Raw genomic sequence first — 18,813 nt, forward strand, 5'->3', positions numbered from 1 at the left:
ATGCGATTCGTCCGCTTCCCGTCCTGCCGCACGAAAATCGGATACCACCCCTGCGTCCTGCAGCAACGGTTCGGGAAGGGGAAGGGTTCCCACGCCGGATCGCCGCGCCGGGCTGTCCCGCTGGCCCGTCCCGCTGGCCCGTCCCGCCGGCCTGTCCCGCCGGGCTGTCCCGCTGGCCCGTCCCGCCGGGCTGCCCCCCGTTGGGGGCTATTCGAGGATGCCCTGTTCCCGCGCCCAGGCCATGATCGGCTCCCGCAGGCTCATGCCGCCGCCGCGCCGCAGGGAAGCCAGCACGGACTGGAACGCCGCCAGGTCGATACGGCTGAACATCGCCTTGATCGGCAGGATGCCGCTGGCCGGCATCGACAGGGTGTGGATGCCCAGGGCCGCGATCGCCAGCGCCTCCAGCGGGCGCGAGGCGGCTTCCCCGCAGACCGAGACCGGCACCCCGGCTGCCCGAGCGGTGGTGGACAACTGCTCGAGAAGGTTGAAGACGGGGGCGGAGAGGAAGTCGTAGCGGTCATACAGCGACGGGGTGCCGCGGTCGGCGGCGAACAGGAACTGCAGCAGGTCGTTCGAGCCGACCGACACGAAATCGACCTCGTGCAGCAGTTCCGGCAGTTGCCACATCAAGGCCGGCACTTCCAGCATCGTCCCGATATGCAGCCGCCGGGGCGACGGGCGCACCCGCTTCGCCTCCGCCTCCAGCAAGGCGCGGGCGGAGCGGAATTCCTCGACCGTCGCGACCATGGGGAACATGACGGACAGGGGCCGGTCGCCCGCGGCCAGCAGCAGGGCGCGCAGTTGGCGGCGCAGCAGCGCCGGGCGATCGAGGCCCACGCGCAGCGACCGCCAGCCCATGGCGGGGTTTTCCTCCTCGGTCTGGGTGCCGGGCAGCAGCTTGTCGGCGCCAAGGTCGAGGGTGCGGAAAATCACCGGCCGTTCGCAGGCGTCGTCGAGGACCCGCGCGTAGATGGCGGCCTGTTCGGCGACGTCGGCGACGCTGCCGCGCGCCATCATGGCGATCTCGGTGCGGAACAGCCCGATGCCGTCCGCGCCCGTGCGATCGAGTTGCGGCAGTTCCAGGCCGAGGCCGACATTCAGCATCAGCGTCAGCCCCACGCCGTCGGCCGTGATCGCCGGCCGTTCCCGCCAGACGGCGAGTTCGGCCGATTTCGCCGATTTCGTCTCCCGCACGCGGGCATAGGCGTCGCGCACCTCGGCTTCGGGGCGCAGGATGAACTGGCCGTCATCGGCGTCGACCACCGCCTGGTCGGCGTTCTCGGCGGCATCGAGGATGCCGCGCAGGTTGCCGAGGGCAGGGATGCTCAGGGCGCGGGCGAGAATGGCGGCGTGGCCGGCGGGGCTGGCTTCCTCGATCGCCACGGCGGCGATGCCGCGGGCGTGCCAGTCCAGCAGTTCGGCCGGTCCCATGCGGCGCGCCACCAGGATCGCACCCTTGGGCGCGTCGGTCGCCGTCTCGGTGCCGGTCAGCGTCGCCAGCAGGCGGTTGGCCAGGTCTTCCATGTCGGCGAGCCGTTCGCGCAGATAGGCGTCGCCGATGCTGCGCATCCGGTTATGCAGTTCGCCGGAGACCTTCTGCACCGCGGCCTCGGCGGTCATGCCGGTGCTGATGACCTCGGCCACGCGCCGCAGCCAGCCGGCGTCGGCGGCGACCAGCCGGTACGCGTCCAGGATCTCGCGTGAGGCGGTGACGTCGGCGGGACGTCCGGTCTTCGGCGCATCGGCGAACAGGTCGTCCAGGCCGCGCTGCATGCTGATCACGGCGGCGTCGAGGCGGGCCTGTTCGGCTTCGGGGTTGTCCGAGAGGATGCGGGCGATCGGGCGGATCGCGTTCAGCAGGACGACGGGACCGACGGCGATGCCCGGATTGAGGGGCGTGCCGCTGAACAGGCGCGGGACGGTGGCGCCGACGCCTTCGGGGCGTCCGTCGGTCGCGCCGCTGGCCGGCAGCATTTCAGCCAGAAGCATGGCAACGGTTTCCAGGTCATCGATTTCGGGTTCGGTGAAGTTCCGCGGCGTCCGGTTCTGTACGACCAGCACCCCGAGGATGCGGCCGGACCGCCTGACGGGCACCGCGAGCAGGGAAGCGAAGGGTTCCTCCCCGGTTTCGGGGCGGTAGGCGAAGGCCGGGTGGTTCTGCGCGTCGGGCAGGTTCATCACCGTGGCCGTGGCGGCGCAGAGGCCGACGATGCCCTCACCGACCCGCAGGCGCGTGTGGCCGATGGCCTCGGGGTTCAGGCCGTGGGTGGCGGCGAGTTCAAGGATGTCTCCGGGACGGGAGACGTAGATCGAGCAGACCTCGCTGACCATCTCGGCCGCGACGAGTTGGACGAGCGCGGATAGCGGGGCAGCCCCGCGGGCGCGGAGGTTCCGCAGCCGCGACAGCAGATGGCGAGGTGGATTCACGTCCATAGTGCCGCCCGCGTCCGCATCCGGTCGCTGTGTCCTTCCCGTCCGATTGATGATCGTCACACCCTATGTGACCGCTCCGCGCCCAATTAAAAAGTGACCTCGTGGCAAGATTTCGTCCGAGGCGGACCTGTCCCCCGGTTTATCACGCGTTTCGACGGGTGCGGGGCAGGATAACGTGGCGGGCGCGGCCGGGCATCCACGAACGGTGGCGGGTTAACCGTTCCTTCACGGACACGGTACAGAAACGAAAAACCGGCGGGAATGAGCCCGCCGGTTCAACCGTGGAAGGGAAAAGATGCTAGGACATCTTCATCTTCTGCCGCTGATGATGGTGGTTTTGGCCTTGAAAGTCAACATCACCATCAATCGAAAGCGGTAGCAGGCGGGGTCCGGTGCCGCACGGGACCGGGCCTCCCGCCACGGGATTTCGTCATGGAGCCGCCCGGTCTTCCAGCGCCGCGACGGCCTGGGCGATCAGTTCCTCGATGATCTCCGCCACCGGCTGGACCTTCGTGACCATCCCGACGGACTGCCCCGCCATCACCGACCCGGTTTCCACGTCGCCGTCGATCACCGCGCGCCGCAGCGCACCGGCCCAGAAACGTTCGATCAGCAACTGGGCCTCTTCTTTCGTGACGTCTCCGGCCAGGAACTTGTCCCGCGTCTCGGCCTGATGCTCCAGGAACTTGCGCGTCCCCTCGTTCACCAGCCCGCGCACCGGGATCACCGGGAACCGGGCGTCCAGCTCCACCGACGGCAGCGCATCGCGGGCCGAGGCCTGGATGAAGAACTTCTTGAACTTCTCATGGGCGATGGACTCGCTCGACGCCGCGAAGCGGGTGCCTAGCTGGGCGCCGGACGCGCCCATTTCCAGATAGGCCAGGATCGCCTCGCCGCGTCCCAGCCCGCCGGCGACGAAGACCGGCACGTCCCGCAGATGCGGCAGGATCTCCTGCGCCAGGACGGTCAGGGAAACCGGGCCGATATGCCCGCCGGCCTCCGATCCTTCGATGACGATCGCATCGGCCCCCGAGCGGACCATGCGCTTGCCCAGGGCCAGCGACGGGGTGAAGGTGATCAGCTTCGCCCCACCGTCCTTCACCGCGCGCACCGCCGGGCCGGGCGGGATGCCGCCGGCCAGGACGATGTGCCCCACCTTCGCCTCCAGGCACACCCGCACCAGGTCGAGCAGATCGGGGTGCATGGTGATCAGGTTCACGCCGAACGGCTTGTCGGTCAGCCGCTGCGTGCCGGCGATCTGCGCGGCCAACTGGTCGGGCGACATCGCCCCGCAGGCGATCACGCCGAACCCCCCGGCGTTGGAGATGGCGGAGACCAGGTGCATCTCGCTGACCCAGGACATCGCCCCGCCCATGATGGCGTACTGCGTCCCCAGGAACGCGGTCCCCCGCGACCACAGCCGGTCCAGCCGGGCGCGCGCGTCAGCCATCGAGGCCGTACGCCGTATGCAGGGCGCGCACCGCAAGCTCGGTATATTCCGCCGCGATCAGGACCGAGACCTTGATCTCGCTGGTGGAGATCACCTGGATATTGATCGCCTTGTCGGCCAGCGCGCGGAACATCGTATTGGCAACGCCCGCGTGGCTGCGCATGCCCACGCCGACGACGCTGACCTTCGCGACGTCCGGGTCCTCCAGCAGCTCCGCGTAGCCGATCTGCTCCTTCACCCCCGCCAGCGCCGTCCGCGCCCGCGGCAGGTCCGCCTTGCCGACCGTGAACGTCATGTCGGTGGTGCCGTCAGCCGAGATGTTCTGCACGATCATGTCGACATTGGCGTTCTGCTCCGCTAGCGCGCCGAAGATCGAGGCGGCGATGCCCGGCCGGTCGGGGACACGCCGCACGGTGATCTTGGCCTCGTCGCGGGAGTAGGCGATCCCGGATACGTTCTGCTTTTCCACGATTTCGTCCTCATCGACCACAAGCGTGCCTTCGGTGTCGTTCGCCAGCCCGTCCTTGAAGCTGGACAGCACGCGCACGCGGACATGTTCGTTCATCGCCAGCTCGACGCTGCGGGTCTGCAGCACCTTCGCACCCACCGACGCCAGCTCCAGCATCTCCTCATAGGAGATTTTGTCGAGCTTCCGGGCGCGCGGCACGATGCGGGGATCGGTGGTATAGACGCCGTCGACATCGGTGTAGATGTCGCAGCGATCCGCCTTCAGTGCCGCGGCCAGCGCGACGGCCGAAGTGTCGGACCCGCCGCGGCCCAGCGTGGTGATCCGGTTGTCCGGTGCCAGCCCCTGGAACCCCGCCACCACCGCCACCTGGTTCTGCTCGGTCATGCGCCGGATCAGCTCCGACCCGTCGATCTCCTGGATCCGGGCCTTGCCGTGCGCGGTGTCGGTGCGGATCGGAATCTGCCAGCCTTGCCAGGAGCGGGCGTCGATCCCGTTCTCCTGCAGGCAGATCGCCAGCAGGCCGGACGTGACCTGCTCCCCGGTCGCGACCACCGCGTCGTATTCCCGCGCGTCGTGCAGCGGCGACAGCTCGGTGCAGTATTTCACCAGTTGGTTGGTCACGCCGGACATGGCGGAGACGACGACGGCGACCTGGTTCCCGGCCTCGACCTCCCGTTTCACGCGCTGCGCGACGTTGTGGATGCGGTCGAGGTCCCCGACGGAGGTGCCGCCGAATTTCATTACGATGCGTGCCATGGAGTGGAGTGCGAACGGTTGCCAAATAGGGATGCGGGCGCACACATACTGGCCGTGGGCTGCGGGAGCAACCCAAACGGAGAGGGGTTCATGACCGGCACAACCGTCCAGGACGCGGAGGTGGCGAAATTCGATCGGCTCGCCGGCCGTTGGTGGGACCCGAACGGCCCGATGAGGCCGCTGCACCGGATGAATCCCGTGCGGATCGCCTGGATCGAGACCTTGCTGAAACCCGGCTGCCGCGTGGTGGACGTCGGCTGCGGCGCCGGCCTGGCGTCGGAGGCGCTGGCCCGCAACGGCCACGACGTGCTGGGAATCGACGCGGCCGGCGCGGCGATCGAGGCCGCCAAGGGACATGCCAAGGGACATGCCACGGGACATGCCGAGGCGCATGCCGACAGCCGGGGCCTGAAGCTGGCCTATCGCGACGCGACGGCCGAGGACCTGGTCGCGGACGGCGTGCGCGTCCCGGCGGTGATCGCGCTGGAGGTGGTCGAGCACGTCGCCGACGCCCCGGGCTTCATCCAGGCCCTGGCGTCGCTGCTGGAGCCGGGCGGGGTGCTGGTCATGTCGACGCTGAACCGTACGCCCCGATCCTGGCTGACCGCCAAGGTCGGAGCGGAATACGTGCTGCGGATGCTGCCGATCGGCACGCATGACTGGCGGCGCTTCATCACGCCGGTCGAGCTGGCCGGCATGATGCGCGCCGCCGGGCTGCGGGTGACGAAGACCGCCGGCCTGGTGATGGACCCCATCGGCGGACAGTGGCGCATCGGGCGCGACACGCGAGTGAACTACCTCATGGCGGCGGTGCGTTGAGCCGGCAGGGCCGCCCCCTGATCTACCTGGTCGCGGGGGAGCAGAGCGGCGACGTGCTGGGCGCGCGGCTGGTCCGCGCGATCCGGGCGCGGCGGGACGACGTGGTCTTCGCGGGGATCGGCGGGCAGGCGATGGCGGCCGAGGGCGTGCAAAGCCTGTTCCCGATCGGCGACCTCGCGGTGATGGGGTTCCTGGAGGTGCTGCCGCGGATCAGGCGGTTGAAGGCCCTGCTGCGCCAGGCGATCGACGATATCGCCGAGCGGCGGCCGGACGTGCTGGTGACGATCGATTCGCCCGGCTTTACGCTGCGCGTGCTGGGTGCGCTGCGGGACAGCGGCCTGAAGCGCGTCCATTACGTCGCGCCGCAGGTCTGGGCGTGGCGGGAGAACCGGGTGAAGCGCTATCCGGGCCTGTGGGACGAGCTTCTGTGCCTGCTGCCGTTCGAGCCGGCCTTTTTCGCGCGCCATGGCCTGCGTGCCCGGTTCGTCGGCCATCCGGTGCTGGAAAGCGGTGCGGACCGGGGCGACGCCGCGCGCTTCCGGGCCCGCCACGGCATCCCGGCTGGGGCGCGCGTGCTGACCGTGATGCCCGGTTCCCGGCACTCCGAGGTGTCGCGCCTGCTGCCGGTCCTGGAGCAGGCGCTGCGGCGGCTGCCTGGTGACCTGGTGCCGGTCGTGCCGCTGGCCGGGCCGGTGGCGGATACCGTCCGGCGGCATACCCTGGCGTGGCCGGTGAAACCGGTCCTCGTCGCTTCGGCCGAGGAGAAATTCGACGCGTTCGCCGCCTCGGCCGGGGCGTTGACCAAGTCGGGCACCTCCACCCTGGAACTCGCGGTCGCTCGGGTGCCCATGGTGGTGACGTATCGGGTGAACCCCCTGTCGTATGTGATCGCGAAGCGGCTGGTGAAGGTCAGATACGCCTCGATCCTCAACCTGCTGCTCGACCGGATGGTGGTGCCGGAACTGATCCAGCACGATGCGACGCCGGAGCGGCTGGCGGAGGAAGTCAGGCGGCTGCTGGACGACCCGGCGGCGGTGGCGGCGCAGCAGGCGGGGTTCGAAAGGGCGCTGACGATGCTGCGACCCCTGGCCGGCATGCCGTCCGACAGCGCGGCGGAGGCGGTGCTGGGGCTGCTGGGGTAGGGGCGGCGCGGTCCAGGGACACGGCGGGGTTCGTCCCGGTCCCGCATCCCGTCCCGGGCGGAGGCCGCTACACCCGCATCGGCATCAGCACATACAGCGCGCTGGTATCGCCTGCGTCCTGCACCACGGTGGGGGCCTGCCCGTCGGCGAAGCGGAACTCCACCTGTTCCTGGATCTGGTCGGTGATGTCGTTCAGGTACCGGGCCTGGAAGCCGATCTCCAGCGGGTCGGCCTCATACTTGACGTGGTCGCTGTCCAGCTCCTCGGTCGCCGTGCCCTGTTCCGGGCTGGAGGCGGACAGCGTCAGCAGGTCGTGCTGCAGCGCCAGCTTCACGGGCCGCGACCGCTCCGAGGAGATCGCCGCCACGCGCGCGACGGCGTCGGCGAAGTCCTTCTTCCCCACGCGCAGCACCTTGTCGTTGCCGCGCGGGATCACCCGTTCGTATTCGGGGAACGTGCCGTCGATCAGCTTGCTGGTCAGCAGGATCGCGTCGGCGTGGAACTGGATGCGGGTCTCGGACAGCCCGACCTCGACGTTGCCGTTGACCTCGTCGAGCAGCTTGCGCAACTCGTTCACCGTCTTGCGCGGGATGATCACGCCGGGCATGGAGGCCGCGCCTTCCGGCAGCGGCTCCTCGACCCGCGCCAGCCGGTGGCCGTCAGTGGCGACCGCGCGCAGCACCTGGGTGCCGTCGCTCTCGGCGTGATGCAGGTAGATGCCGTTCAGGTAGTACCGGGTTTCCTCGGTACTGATGGCGAAGCGCGTGCGGTCGATCAGGGCCCGCAGCGTGTGCGCCGTCAGGCTGAACTTGTGCGGCAGGCTGCCGGCGGTCATCGACGGGAAGTCCTCGACCGGCAGCACGACCAGCTTGGTGGCATAGCGCCCGGCGCGCAGCGACAACTGCGCGTCGCCGCCGGGATGGTCCAGCTCGACCTCGGCGCCGTCCGGCAGCTTGCGGACGATCTCATACAGCGTCGCCGCCGGCGCGGTGCAGGCGCCGTTGCGGCTGGTGCTGGCGGGCACGTCCTCGACGATCGCGATCTCCATGTCGGTCGCGGTCAGGGTCAGCTTGCCGTCCCGGACCGCGATCATGACGTTGGCCAGGATCGGGATCGTGTTGCGTCGTTCGACGACGCTCTGCACATGGGCCAACGCCTTGATCAGAGTGGCGCGGTCGGCCGTGAATTTCATGGTCTGTTCCTAACCTCGGTCGGGCCGGTTGCGTCGGAAAGGGCGATTCGTACAGGCCAATGTAGCGGTTCGCCCGGATATCCGCCAAGGACCGTTCTGCCAAGGACCAACCTGTCAGGATGCCCCGGCCAGTGGCAGCCCGACCCAGTGGCAGCCCGACCCAGTGGCAGCCCGGGCCAGTGGATGCTCGGGTCAGTGGCTGCCCGGGTCAATGGCCGCCCAGGCCAGTCGCCGCCGGGTCAGTGGCTGCCCAGAAGCGGGCCCAGGACGTTGGTCACGCCGGTGATCAGGATCTGGACGCCGATGCACAGCAGCAGGAACGCGGCCAGCCGGGTCACGGCACGGATGCTGGCCGGGCCCATGAAGGCGGTCACGCGGTCGGCGAAGGCGTAGCTGACCCAGATGATCACCGCCAGGGTCAGCGCCGCGCCGGTCAGGCCCATGTGGAACCAGCCGATCGCCGGCCACTGCTTGGGATGGCTGGCGCCCAGCGCCACGGCGACCGAGATCGTGCCGGGGCCGGTCGTGATCGGGATGGTCAGCGGGAACATCGACGGGTCGTCGGGCCGCACGCTGGCGTCGGTCAGTTGTTCCTCGCGCTTGGCCTCGTGGCTTTCGGGGGCGTTGAGCAGGTTCCAGCCGCTCAGGGCCACGACGATCCCGCCGGCGACCCGCAAGGCCGCCAGCGAGATGCCGAAGAAGGACAGGATATACGACCCCGCCCACAATGCGCCGATCATCACCACGAAGGAGTTGACCGCCACCTTCCGCGCCATCGCCCGCCGCTCGGCATGCCCGAGCGTGGCGGTGATGCTGCGGAAGATCAGCGCGCCGCTGATCGGATTGACGATCGAGAACAGCGCCGGAAACCCCAGCAGGAAGGCGGCGACGGCGTCGTTCATGGGGGCTGGCGTCAGCCCAGCTTGGGCCGCTTGTCCGCCCAGGGCTGGACGGCCTCGAACGCCGCGGCGGCCTTCAGCACGCCCAGGTCGTCGAACCGCCGCCCGACGACCTGCAGCCCGACCGGCAGGCCCTCTTGCGTGAAGCCGCAGGGCACGCTCGCCGCCGGGTTCCAGGACATGTTGAACGGATAGGAGAACTCCGCCCAGCTGATCCAATCCCACGGATGCTGCGGCCAGTGCGGCGGCTGCAGCAGTTCGGCGGGGAAGGCGGCGACCGAGACGGCGGGCGTCAGCAGCAGGTCCCAGTCCTGGAACCAGCGATGGATCGACGAGACATAGGCCATCTTGGTGTCGCGCATCAGCTGGTAGTCCTTCATCGACACGCTGACGGACTCCTTGATGCAGGCCACCAGGCCGGGGTCCATCTGCGACTCCCATTTCGCCAGATGCGGGATCAGCCGCGCGAGATGGGCCGGCCAGGTGAAGCGGACCAGGTCCGGGCCGGGGGGGGCCCAGGGCGTGGCGACCTGTTCGACCGTCGCCCCCAGCTCCGCGAACCGTCCCACGGCCTTTTTCACCAGCTCCGCGACCTCGGGATCGACCTTGGCGAACCCCAGGTCGGGGCTATAGGCGACCTTCAGGCCCTTGATGCCCTCGGCGAGCCGCGCGCCGTACGGCGCCGGCCACGCCTCCAGGCTGGAGTAGTCGAGCGGGTGGGGGCCGGCCATCACCTCCAGCATCAGCGCCGCGTCCGCGACGGTGCGGGTCATCGGCCCCAGGTGGGAGGTCATGTCGTTGGTGGAGACGGGGTAGTTCGGCACCCGCCCGAAGGACGGCTTCAGCCCGAAAACGCCGCAGAAATGCGACGGCATGCGGATCGACCCGGCGCCGTCGCTGCCCTGGTGCAACGGCCCGTAGCCGGCCGCCGCCGCGGCGCCCGCGCCCGCCGACGACGCGCCGGCGTTGTAGCCGTATTTCCACGGATTATGCGTGATCCCGGTCAGCGGCGAGTGCGACACGCCGGTCCAGCCGAACTCGCTGGTCGTGGTCTTGCCCACGATGATCGCGCCTTCGGCCTGCAGGCGGGTGACGATCGGCGCGTCCTCGGCCGGCTGGTTTCCCGCGTAGATCTTGCTGCCCATCTGGGTCGGCATGGCCTTGGTGATCGCCAGGTCCTTGATCGTCGCCGGCAGGCCGTGCAGGCGCCCCAGCTTCTCGCCGGCCATGACCTGGGCTTCCGCCTTCCGCGCCGCGTCCATGGCCTGGTCGGCGGCGACATGGGCGAAGGCGTTGACCTTGGGCTCCACCGCCTCGATCCGGTCCAGCAAGGCCTGCATGTATTCGACCGGCGAGATCGCCTTGGCCTTGATCATCGCGGCCAGCTTCGTCGCGGGCAGGTAGCCCAGATCCTCTGCGTTCATCTTCGATCCCCCAATCAATACGTCGCGCGGCCGCCCGAGATGTCGAACACCGCGCCGGTCGAGAAGCTGCACTCCTCGCTGGCCAGCCAAAGCACGAGCGATGCCACTTCATCGATCTCGCCGAACCGCGCGATGGGGATCTTGGAGAGCATCCAGTCGATCTGCTGCGGCGTCATCTGGGAGAACAGCGGCGTCTTCACCGCCGCCGGCGTGACGCAGTTGACGCGGATCTCGGTGGCCGCAAGCTCCTTGCCCAGCGACTTGGTCAGGCCGATCACGCCGGCCTTGGACGCCGAATAGGCGGATGCGTTCGGATTGCCCTCTTTCCCGGCGATCGAGGCGATATTGACGATCCGTCCATAGCCGTTCGCCTGCATCGACGGCACCACCGCCCGGCAGCAGTAGAAGACGCCCTTGAGGTTGATGTCGATCACCTTGTCCCAGGCGTCGACCGGATAGTCCCAGGTCGGGTGGTTGGGACCGGTGACGCCGGCGGAGGTGACCAGAATGTCGATCCTGCCGAGCGCCTTGGCCGTGTCGGCGGCGGCTTGGGCGACGGCGGCGGAATCGGTGACGTCCAGCGCGACCGCGTGGTGGTTGCCGGCCTTGGCCAGCCCGGCCGAGTCACGGTCCCACAGGCTGAGCGTCGCGCCCTCGGCCGCCAGGCGCCGGGCGATGCCTGCGCCGATGCCGGATACGCCCCCGGTGATGACGGCCGTCCGGCCTGTGAAACGCTGCGCCATACGCGACTCCTGTTTGGGCCCGGCAGTGAAGGACGGTCCGAGCGGAAGGGCAAGATGGGCCGGCGTCGGACGGTCACGGAAACGTGAAATACATTACAACAACGACATGCGCGGCTTGATTGCGCCGTAACCCCGGTAGGATCAGGCTGACGGCCAGGCTTCAGCGTCCAAGAGACACGGTCGGGCAACGACCGCATGATGGACATCCGGCTACCCGTAACAGGGAGCGGTGTCGGATATCGCCATGGCAATGCCTCGGGCCGTTGGGGCTGTCCCAAGGGAGGGCAGAGTCCATGGCTGGGATCCAGCGTAGAGCGTTATTGCAGGCATCGGCGGCGGTCGCCGCGACGTCGGCCCTGGCGCGGCCGGCGGTCGCGAAGGGGCAGACCATCAAGGTCTGGTGGAACCAGGGCTTCTATGCGGCCGAGGACGCCGCGTTCCGGACGCTGGTCGCCGCGTGGGAGAAAGCCAGCGGCAACACCATCGAACTGTCGCTGCTGCCGGGCCAGGCGCTGAACGAGAAGATCGTTTCGGCGCTGACCAGCGGCGAGGTGCCGGACCTGATGTATGCCGACAACGCGCCGGGCCAGATCATTCCGCAGAACGCCTGGAAGGGCAAGCTGCTCGACCTGACCGACATCGTGGACACCCAGCGGGCGGAATTGAGCCCGACGGCGATCCAGTCCTCGCAGTTCTACGACGCCGTGGACAAGAAGCGCGGATATTACGGCGTCCCGTTCAAGGGGGCGTCGCTGAACCTGCCGATCTGGAAATCGCTGATCGAGAAGGCAGGCTACAAGGCCGGCGACATACCGGAGACCTGGGACGCGTTCTTCGACTTCTTCGAGCCGGTGCAGACCAAGCTGCGCCAGCAGCGCATGCGCCATACCTATGGCCTGGGCTACACGCTGTCGACGACCGGCGACGATCCCAACAACCTGTTCAACCAGTTCCTCCTTGCCTATGGCGGCGGCGGCATCGTCACGCCCGACGGACAGTTGCAGGTGAAAGATCCGAAGGTGCGCCAGGCGGTGATCACCACCCTTACGCGCCTGACCGATCCGTTCAAGAAAGGTTTCGTGCCGCCCAGCGCGCTGAACTGGGGCGATCCCGACAACAACAACGCCTTCCATGCCAAGGAAGTCGTGATGACGCCGAACGATACGATCTCGATTTCGGTGGCGGTGATGGAGGACAAGGACCTCTATTACAACCAGACCATGAGCGCGCCGCTGCCGCTCGACAACGGCGGCAAGCAGGTGGCGGCCTTGCTGGGCGTGGAGCTGGCCTTCATCCCCAAGGGCGCCAAGAACGTCGATACCGCGAAGGATTTCCTGCGCTACCTGGTGCAGCCCGCGAACCTGAATTCGTATCTGAAGGAAGCGCGCGGCCGCTGGCTGCCGGTGATGCCGTCCATGGTGAAGTCCGATCCGTACTGGCTGGACCCCAAGGACCCGCACCGCTCCGTCGCGGTCAAGCAGGGCGTCGTGGATCCGACGGCGACGTGGTTCTATGTGTTCAACCCCGCCTATGCGCAGGTGAACGCCGAACACACTTTCGCGGTGGCCGCGGCGGACGTGATCAACGGAATGCCGGTCGACAAGGCGACGGACAAGGCGTTTTCCCGGATCGAGGCGATCTTCGCGCAATACCAAATCCCGCACGCGTCCTAGGCCGCCGTCATGGATGGCGATTCCTTCCGGACAGCCGGGACGATCGGTTCCACCCGCCTCGCCGCGCGGGCCGGCACGCCCTTCTGGCGGCGCGGCCTCCATGGATCGGATACGGCATGGGCGCTGGCGTTCCTGGTGCCCTATGCCGCGATCTTCGCGCTGTTCGTCGTCTACCCGGTCGGCTACGGGCTGTGGCTGGGACATCGCCCGTCCAGCTACGAGGCGCTGTTCGCCGATCCGATCTACCTGCGCACGCTGACCAATACGCTGATCTACCTGGCGATCGGCGTGAACCTGCACCTGTTCGGCGCCTTGCTGCTGTCGGGGTTCTTCACCCGCCGGAACTGGCGGGTCCGCAGCCTGCTGGTGGTCTTCATCCTGCCCTGGGCGGTGCCGGCGATCCCCACCTTCATCGCCATCCACTGGATGCTGAACGGGGAATGGGGCCTGTTCAACAACCTGCTTTATGACCTGTTCAACATCGACGGGCCGTCCTGGCTCAACAGCCGGTGGCTGGCGCTGGGGTCGGTCATCGTCGCCTATATCTGGAAATGGATGCCGTTCTGGACCGTGATCTTCCTGGCCGGGCGGATGGCGATCCCGCAGGAGTTGTACGAGTCCGCGGCGGTGGACGGGGCCGTCGGCGTCAAGCGCTTCACCCTGATCACCTTCCCGCTGCTGGCCAACCTGTACCTGATCTGCACGCTGCTTTCGACGATCTGGACGCTGGGCGACTTCAACACCGTCTACTTCGTCTCCGGCGGCGGTCCTTCGCTGTCCACCCATGTCCTCGCCACGCTGGGCATCCGCGACGCGTTCGAGATCGACAACCCCTATCTCGGCATGGCCGCGGTCATGTCGGCCCTGCCGCTATTGGTTCCGTTGGTGATCATCCTGATGCGCAAGCTCGCGACGACACGGGTGCAGCTATGAGCGCGACGACCGCCGGCCTGACGGGTTTCCGCCGCAACCGGCGCCCGTTTCGGCCGATGGCGCTGACGGTGGAGGTGGTAGCCTGCCTGCTGATCCTGCTGTGGACGCTGATGCCGCTCTACAACATGGCTTCGGTCGCGCTGGAGCGGAAGGACAGCGTCTTCAGCGGCGATATATGGCCGTCCGACCCGACGCTCGCCAATTTCTGGACCGTGCTGACGGAGAACTACTGGTACGTCGCGCATTTCTGGCACGAGATGCGCAACAGCCTGTGGATCGGCGGGGCGACCGCGTTCCTGACGCTGGCGATCGGCAGCCTGACCAGCTTCGTCCTTGGCCGCCTGAAGCTGCGGTTTTCCTGGCTGGTCAGCAACGCGGCGCTGCTGACCTATGTGATTCCGATGTCGTTCCTGGCGATACCGTTCTATCGGGTGATGCAGAATTTCGGCCTGGCCGACAACCTGTGGGCGGTGATCTTCGTCGAGGTCACGTTCGCCACGCCCTATGCGATCTTCATCTTCCAGCAATACGGCACGAGCATTCCCATCGAGCTGGACGAAGCCGCCCGCATCGACGGGGCGACGCCCTGGGCCATTTACTGGCGGATCTATCTTCCCCTGATGCGCCCGGCGATGGTTGCGGTGGGAACCTATGCGCTGCTGCTGGCCTGGAACGAGTATCTTTACTTGTTCCTGCTGCTGTCCTCCGACCACAACATGACCGTGCCGGTCGCGCTGGGGCAGTTCCTCAACAGCGACGAGGCGCCGTGGAACCTGATGATGGCCACGGCGGTCATCTATGCCCTGCCGCCGGTGGCGATCTACTACGCGTTCCGCCGCCACATGAGCGCCGGCCTGACCATGGGCGGCGTGAAAGGATGAAGCTCGGCCCAAGCGGCGATCCGGCTGGCGGTCCATGTGCAGGCAAAAGCCCGGGGCTTTTCCGTCGCGCTGATTTGTGACTACGCTCCTGCCTTGGGAAGGACGCACGCTCCGTGGCAGCGTTCCACGCGGCATGTCGTTCGTTCCCGGCGAACCCGCGCGTACGGCTGCCGCCCTCGCCCGGTTTGACTGCCTACCCCCGGACAGGGCCTGACCAGGCCAAGGACGGGGCGCCGCCAATGACAAACGCGCCACTGACCGGATCGGCAGCCACGGCGCAGGGGAGGATCATGCATGGATATCGAGACAAGTACAAGCCAGGCCGCGCGGGTCACCGCGCGGCTCGATCGACTGCCGATGACCCGCAGCGTCTGGTCGCTCGTTTTCCTCGTGTCCCTGGGCGCGTGGTTCGACACATATGCGATCTTCCTGACCGGTTCGATCGCGCCCGGCATGTTCGCCGACAAGATCTTCACGCCGACGACGGTGTCGCTGTTCGGCTTCACCGGCCTTGCGTCGTTCATCGCCGCGCTGTTCCTGGGTCTTTTCATCGGCACGATGTTCTTCACCCACCTGGCGGATCGTTTCGGACGGCGGACGGTGTTCACCATCTCCCTGGTCTGGTTCGGCATCGCCACCGCCGCGATGGCGTTCCAGACGACGCCGAACGGCATCAACATCTGGCGCCTGATCGCCGGCATCGGCGTCGGCGTGGAACTGGTTACGGTCGATACCTATATCTCGGAGCTGGTGCCGAAACGATTCCGCGGCAAGACCTTCGCGATCCAGCAGTCGATCGGCTTCATCCCTGTCCCCGTCGTCGCTTTCCTGGCCTGGATGCTGAACGGCACCGCCCCGCTGGGCCTGTCCGGCTGGCGCTGGGTCGTGCTGGTCGGTTCGGTCGGCGCGCTGCTGGTCTGGGTCGTGCGCCTGCGCCTGCCGGAATCGCCGCGCTGGCTGGCCCAGCAAGGCCGGCACGACGAGGCCGAACGCGTGCTGCACCGGATCGAAGCCCGTGTGGAGGCCGAGTACGGCAAGCCTTTGCCGGAACCGGAGCCGCCGGCCCTGGAAAGCGACGCCCGCGGCAGCCTGGCCGAGGCGTTCAGCCCCGAATACCGCAGCCGCACCATCATGCTGTCGGTGGCGAACTTCTTCCAGACCGTCGGCTTCTATGGTTTCGCGAACTGGGTGCCGACGCTGCTGATCGCCAAGGGCATCCACGTGTCGCAGACGCTGGAATATTCCTTCATCATCGCGTTCGCCTATCCGCTGTTCCCGCTGCTGGGTTCCCTGTTCGCCGATCATATCGAACGAAAATGGCAGGTCTGCCTGTCGTGCCTGGGCCTCGCGGTGTTCGGCGTCATCTTCTCGTGGCAGACCGCGGCGATCCCGATCATCATCGTGGGCACGCTGCAGACGATGATGAACGCATGGCTGTCGTTCTCGATCCATAACTACCAGTCGGAACTGTTCCCGACCCGGATCAGGGCGCGCGCGGTCGGGTTCGCGTATTCCTGGAGCCGGCTGTCGGCGGTCTTCACCGGCTTCGTGATCGCCGCCATCCTGCAGCAGTTCGGCGTGCTCGCGGTGTTCATCTTCATTGCCGGCGCGATGGCGATCGTGATTGCATGTATCGCCCTCGCCGGACCGAAGACGAACCGGCTGGCGCTGGAGCAGATCGCGCACTGACGTCGGACCCCTCTCCGTCCGGGGCCGCGGCGCCGGGCGGGGAGGGGGGACTGCATGCGTCGCTATGTCGGGGCCATCGACCAGGGCACCACGTCCAGCCGGTTCATCGTCTTCGACCGAGCCGGCAACACGATCGCCCTGGCGCAGCGCGAGCACCGCCAGATCTACCCGCAACCCGGCTGGGTCGAGCATGACCCGGGGGAGATCCTGCGCAACACGGTCGCGGTGATCGGGCAGGCGCTGCGGCAGGCCAGGCTGACCCCGGACGACCTGGCGGCGGTCGGCATCACCAACCAGCGGGAGACGACGCTGCTTTGGGACCGCCGCACGGGCGAGGCGGTCCACAATGCGCTGGTCTGGCAGGACACGCGCGTCGATCCGATGGTCGCCGAACTGGCGCGGGACGGGGGGCAGGACCGGTTCCGCGCGCGGACGGGGTTGCCGCTGGCCAGCTATTTCTCCGCCCTGAAGCTGCGCTGGCTGCTGGACCACGTGCCCGGCGCGCGCCGGCGGGCCGAGGCCGGCGATCTGATGTTCGGCACGGTCGATAGCTGGCTGCTGTGGCACCTGGCCGGACGGCACGTCACCGACGTCACCAATGCCAGCCGGACGCAGTTGATGGACCTGCGGACGCTCGACTGGGACGACGCGCTGCTGGCCGCGTTCGGCATCCCCCGCGCGGTGCTGCCCGCGATCGTTCCGTCCTCCGCGGTCTATGCCGAGGCGCGGGCGCCGCTGGCCGGCGTGCCCATCGCCGGCATCCTGGGCGATCAGCAGGCGGCGCTGATGGGCCAGGCCTGCCTGTCGCCCGGCGAGGCGAAGAACACCTATGGCACCGGCTGCTTCCTGCTGATGCAGACCGGGGAGACGCCGATGCCGTCCTCGCACGGGCTGGTGACCACGGTGGCGGCGAAGCTGGGCGACGGGCCGGCGACCTATGCGCTGGAAGGCTCGATCGCCATCACCGGCGCCCTGGTCCAGTGGCTGCGCGACGGCCTGGGCCTGATCAAGACCAGCGCCGAGGTGGAGGCGCTGGCCCGTTCGGTGCCGGACAATGGCGACGTCTATTTCGTGCCGGCGTTTTCCGGGCTGTACGCGCCCTATTGGCGGGCCGACGCCCGCGGCATCATCGCCGGCCTGACCCGCTTCGCCTCCGCCGGCCATATCGCTCGGGCGGCGCTGGAGGCGGTCGCGTACCAGGTCCTGGACGTGGTGCGGGCGATGGAGAAGGACAGCGGGATCCCGATGACCACGCTGCGGGTGGACGGCGGGATGGTGGTCAACCGCACGCTGATGCAGTTCCAGGCGGACATGCTCGCCGCCCCGGTGGTGCGGCCGGCCGGCGTCGAGACCACTGCGCTGGGCGCCGCCTATGCCGCCGGCCTGGCGGTCGGCTACTGGGCCGGGCCGGACGACCTGCGGGCCAACTGGGCGGAGGCGGAGCGGTGGACGCCGGCGCAGGACGCGGACCGGCGCGCAAGGCTGGAGGCCGGGTGGCGGAAGGCGGTGGAGCGGTCGTTCGGGTGGGTGTAGAAGGTTAGACCCACGCCGTATTATGCGGCAGCCGCCGCAGGACTGAAGAGGTAACAGACTGAACCCCATACCATTCCCGGTATGAGCATGTCACCCGTTATCAACGCCTTGGTTAACAAGCGAGCCAAGATCGCCGGTCAGGTCTCCGTTCTGGAATGGCAGATCGCAGAGACTTGCGCCGGTCTGGCGCACCTGGATGCCAGCTCCGGCTGTTCGATCCTATGATCATATTATTCCCGTATCCGGTAGCTCTGTGTCGGATACGATAACGATTGATAGCTCCCGTCTTCAACGAGAAGTTGCCAAATATGATAACTCATTGTCGATTATAGAGGTATGCCGGGGTCGGCGACAACCGAGCAGGAACTGGCCGACAAGACGAGCCAAGGTGTCAATTGCCAACAAACTAAGCCGAGGAACGATCGCGGCCACTTTCCTTCTGGCAACAATTGCTGCATTGAACATGGAGGGGACAAAACTTGACGGGCTGTAAATGGGTCAAACGCGGTGGCAGGGATTGATATTCCTATTGTTGTTGGGAATATTGGCGATGTGCATCGCTATTGGGGGTATGCTATCTTCAATTATACAGAAGTGGGTATGCGATAGCGGACACGACCCCAACAGCGATCAAAGCTCCTCTCAAAATAAGTATCTCCAACGAAATGAGTTGCGATGGGATAGGGGTGCAGGAAAACTGTCAGCTCATATCGATGCTGTGGCACAAGCGATTAATGCTTATCACAACAAGCGCGATGCTCACGAAAGGCATAA

At 67.5% G+C, this 18,813-nt stretch carries 15 protein-coding genes; 8 read left to right on the plus strand and 7 right to left on the minus strand.

Going from position 1 to position 18,813, the window contains the following annotated elements; genetic code table 11:
- Positions 1-207: 207 nt before the first annotated feature.
- From ptsP to VHB27_RS20575, 3 genes are all read right to left on the minus strand, one after another.
- Positions 208-2,436: a phosphoenolpyruvate--protein phosphotransferase gene (gene ptsP / locus VHB27_RS20565; RefSeq protein ID WP_325604066.1), complete on the minus strand. Its 2,229-nt coding sequence runs from the start codon at positions 2,434-2,436 to the stop codon at positions 208-210.
- Between the two features lie 430 nt (positions 2,437-2,866).
- Positions 2,867-3,886, minus strand: a complete 1,020-nt coding sequence (locus tag VHB27_RS20570) for an NAD(P)H-dependent flavin oxidoreductase (RefSeq protein WP_325604068.1) — start codon at positions 3,884-3,886, stop codon at positions 2,867-2,869.
- Positions 3,879-5,111 carry an aspartate kinase gene (locus VHB27_RS20575; protein ID WP_325604070.1) on the minus strand — a complete coding sequence of 411 codons (1,233 nt, stop codon included), beginning with the start codon at positions 5,109-5,111 and terminating at the stop codon, positions 3,879-3,881. The genes VHB27_RS20570 and VHB27_RS20575 overlap by 8 nt, the downstream gene beginning before the upstream one ends.
- Before the next feature lie 90 nt (positions 5,112-5,201).
- Between VHB27_RS20575 and ubiG the strand changes: the two genes are divergently transcribed.
- On the plus strand, positions 5,202-5,930 hold the full coding sequence (ubiG, locus tag VHB27_RS20580; RefSeq protein WP_325604073.1) for a bifunctional 2-polyprenyl-6-hydroxyphenol methylase/3-demethylubiquinol 3-O-methyltransferase UbiG: 729 nt from the start codon (positions 5,202-5,204) through the stop codon (positions 5,928-5,930).
- On the plus strand, positions 5,927-7,072 hold the full coding sequence (gene lpxB / locus VHB27_RS20585) for a lipid-A-disaccharide synthase (RefSeq protein WP_325604075.1): 1,146 nt from the start codon (positions 5,927-5,929) through the stop codon (positions 7,070-7,072). The genes ubiG and lpxB overlap by 4 nt, the downstream gene beginning before the upstream one ends.
- A gap of 67 nt (positions 7,073-7,139) precedes the next feature.
- Here the strand turns inward: lpxB and dnaN are convergent, their stop codons facing one another.
- From dnaN to VHB27_RS20605, 4 genes are all read right to left on the minus strand, one after another.
- Complete coding sequence (dnaN, locus tag VHB27_RS20590; protein ID WP_325604077.1) at positions 7,140-8,264, minus strand: DNA polymerase III subunit beta; 1,125 nt, start codon at positions 8,262-8,264, stop codon at positions 7,140-7,142.
- A gap of 239 nt (positions 8,265-8,503) precedes the next feature.
- Entirely contained in the window at positions 8,504-9,166 is a 663-nt protein-coding gene (locus VHB27_RS20595) for a MarC family protein (RefSeq protein ID WP_325604079.1), read from the minus strand.
- A gap of 11 nt (positions 9,167-9,177) precedes the next feature.
- Positions 9,178-10,587, minus strand: a complete 1,410-nt coding sequence (locus tag VHB27_RS20600) for an amidase (RefSeq protein ID WP_325604081.1) — start codon at positions 10,585-10,587, stop codon at positions 9,178-9,180.
- A gap of 14 nt (positions 10,588-10,601) precedes the next feature.
- On the minus strand, positions 10,602-11,330 hold the full coding sequence (locus tag VHB27_RS20605; RefSeq protein WP_325604082.1) for an SDR family NAD(P)-dependent oxidoreductase: 729 nt from the start codon (positions 11,328-11,330) through the stop codon (positions 10,602-10,604).
- Positions 11,331-11,623: 293 nt separating this feature from the next.
- Here VHB27_RS20605 and VHB27_RS20610 point away from each other — a divergent pair, with 293 nt between their 5' ends.
- The 6 genes from VHB27_RS20610 to VHB27_RS20635 form a co-directional block, all read left to right on the plus strand.
- On the plus strand, positions 11,624-13,003 hold the full coding sequence (locus VHB27_RS20610) for an ABC transporter substrate-binding protein (protein ID WP_325604084.1): 1,380 nt from the start codon (positions 11,624-11,626) through the stop codon (positions 13,001-13,003).
- Between the two features lie 9 nt (positions 13,004-13,012).
- Positions 13,013-13,936, plus strand: a complete 924-nt coding sequence (locus VHB27_RS20615; protein WP_325604085.1) for a carbohydrate ABC transporter permease — start codon at positions 13,013-13,015, stop codon at positions 13,934-13,936.
- Positions 13,933-14,817, plus strand: coding sequence for a carbohydrate ABC transporter permease (locus tag VHB27_RS20620; RefSeq protein WP_325604087.1), 885 nt, complete (start codon positions 13,933-13,935; stop codon positions 14,815-14,817). Before VHB27_RS20615 ends, VHB27_RS20620 begins: the two co-directional genes overlap by 4 nt.
- 294 nt (positions 14,818-15,111) lie before the next feature.
- Entirely contained in the window at positions 15,112-16,506 is a 1,395-nt protein-coding gene (locus VHB27_RS20625) for an MFS transporter (protein ID WP_325604089.1), read from the plus strand.
- A 54-nt stretch (positions 16,507-16,560) separates the two neighbouring features.
- A complete protein-coding gene (gene glpK, locus VHB27_RS20630; protein ID WP_325604091.1) occupies positions 16,561-18,039 on the plus strand; it encodes a glycerol kinase GlpK in 1,479 nt (492 codons plus the stop codon).
- 550 nt (positions 18,040-18,589) lie between these two features.
- Positions 18,590-18,813, plus strand: a 224-nt coding sequence (locus VHB27_RS20635) for a hypothetical protein (protein WP_325604093.1), incomplete at its 3' end; no start/stop codon positions are given.

Source organism: Rhodopila sp. (assembly GCF_035548235.1).
Classification (GTDB): Bacteria; Pseudomonadota; Alphaproteobacteria; order Acetobacterales; family Acetobacteraceae; genus Rhodopila.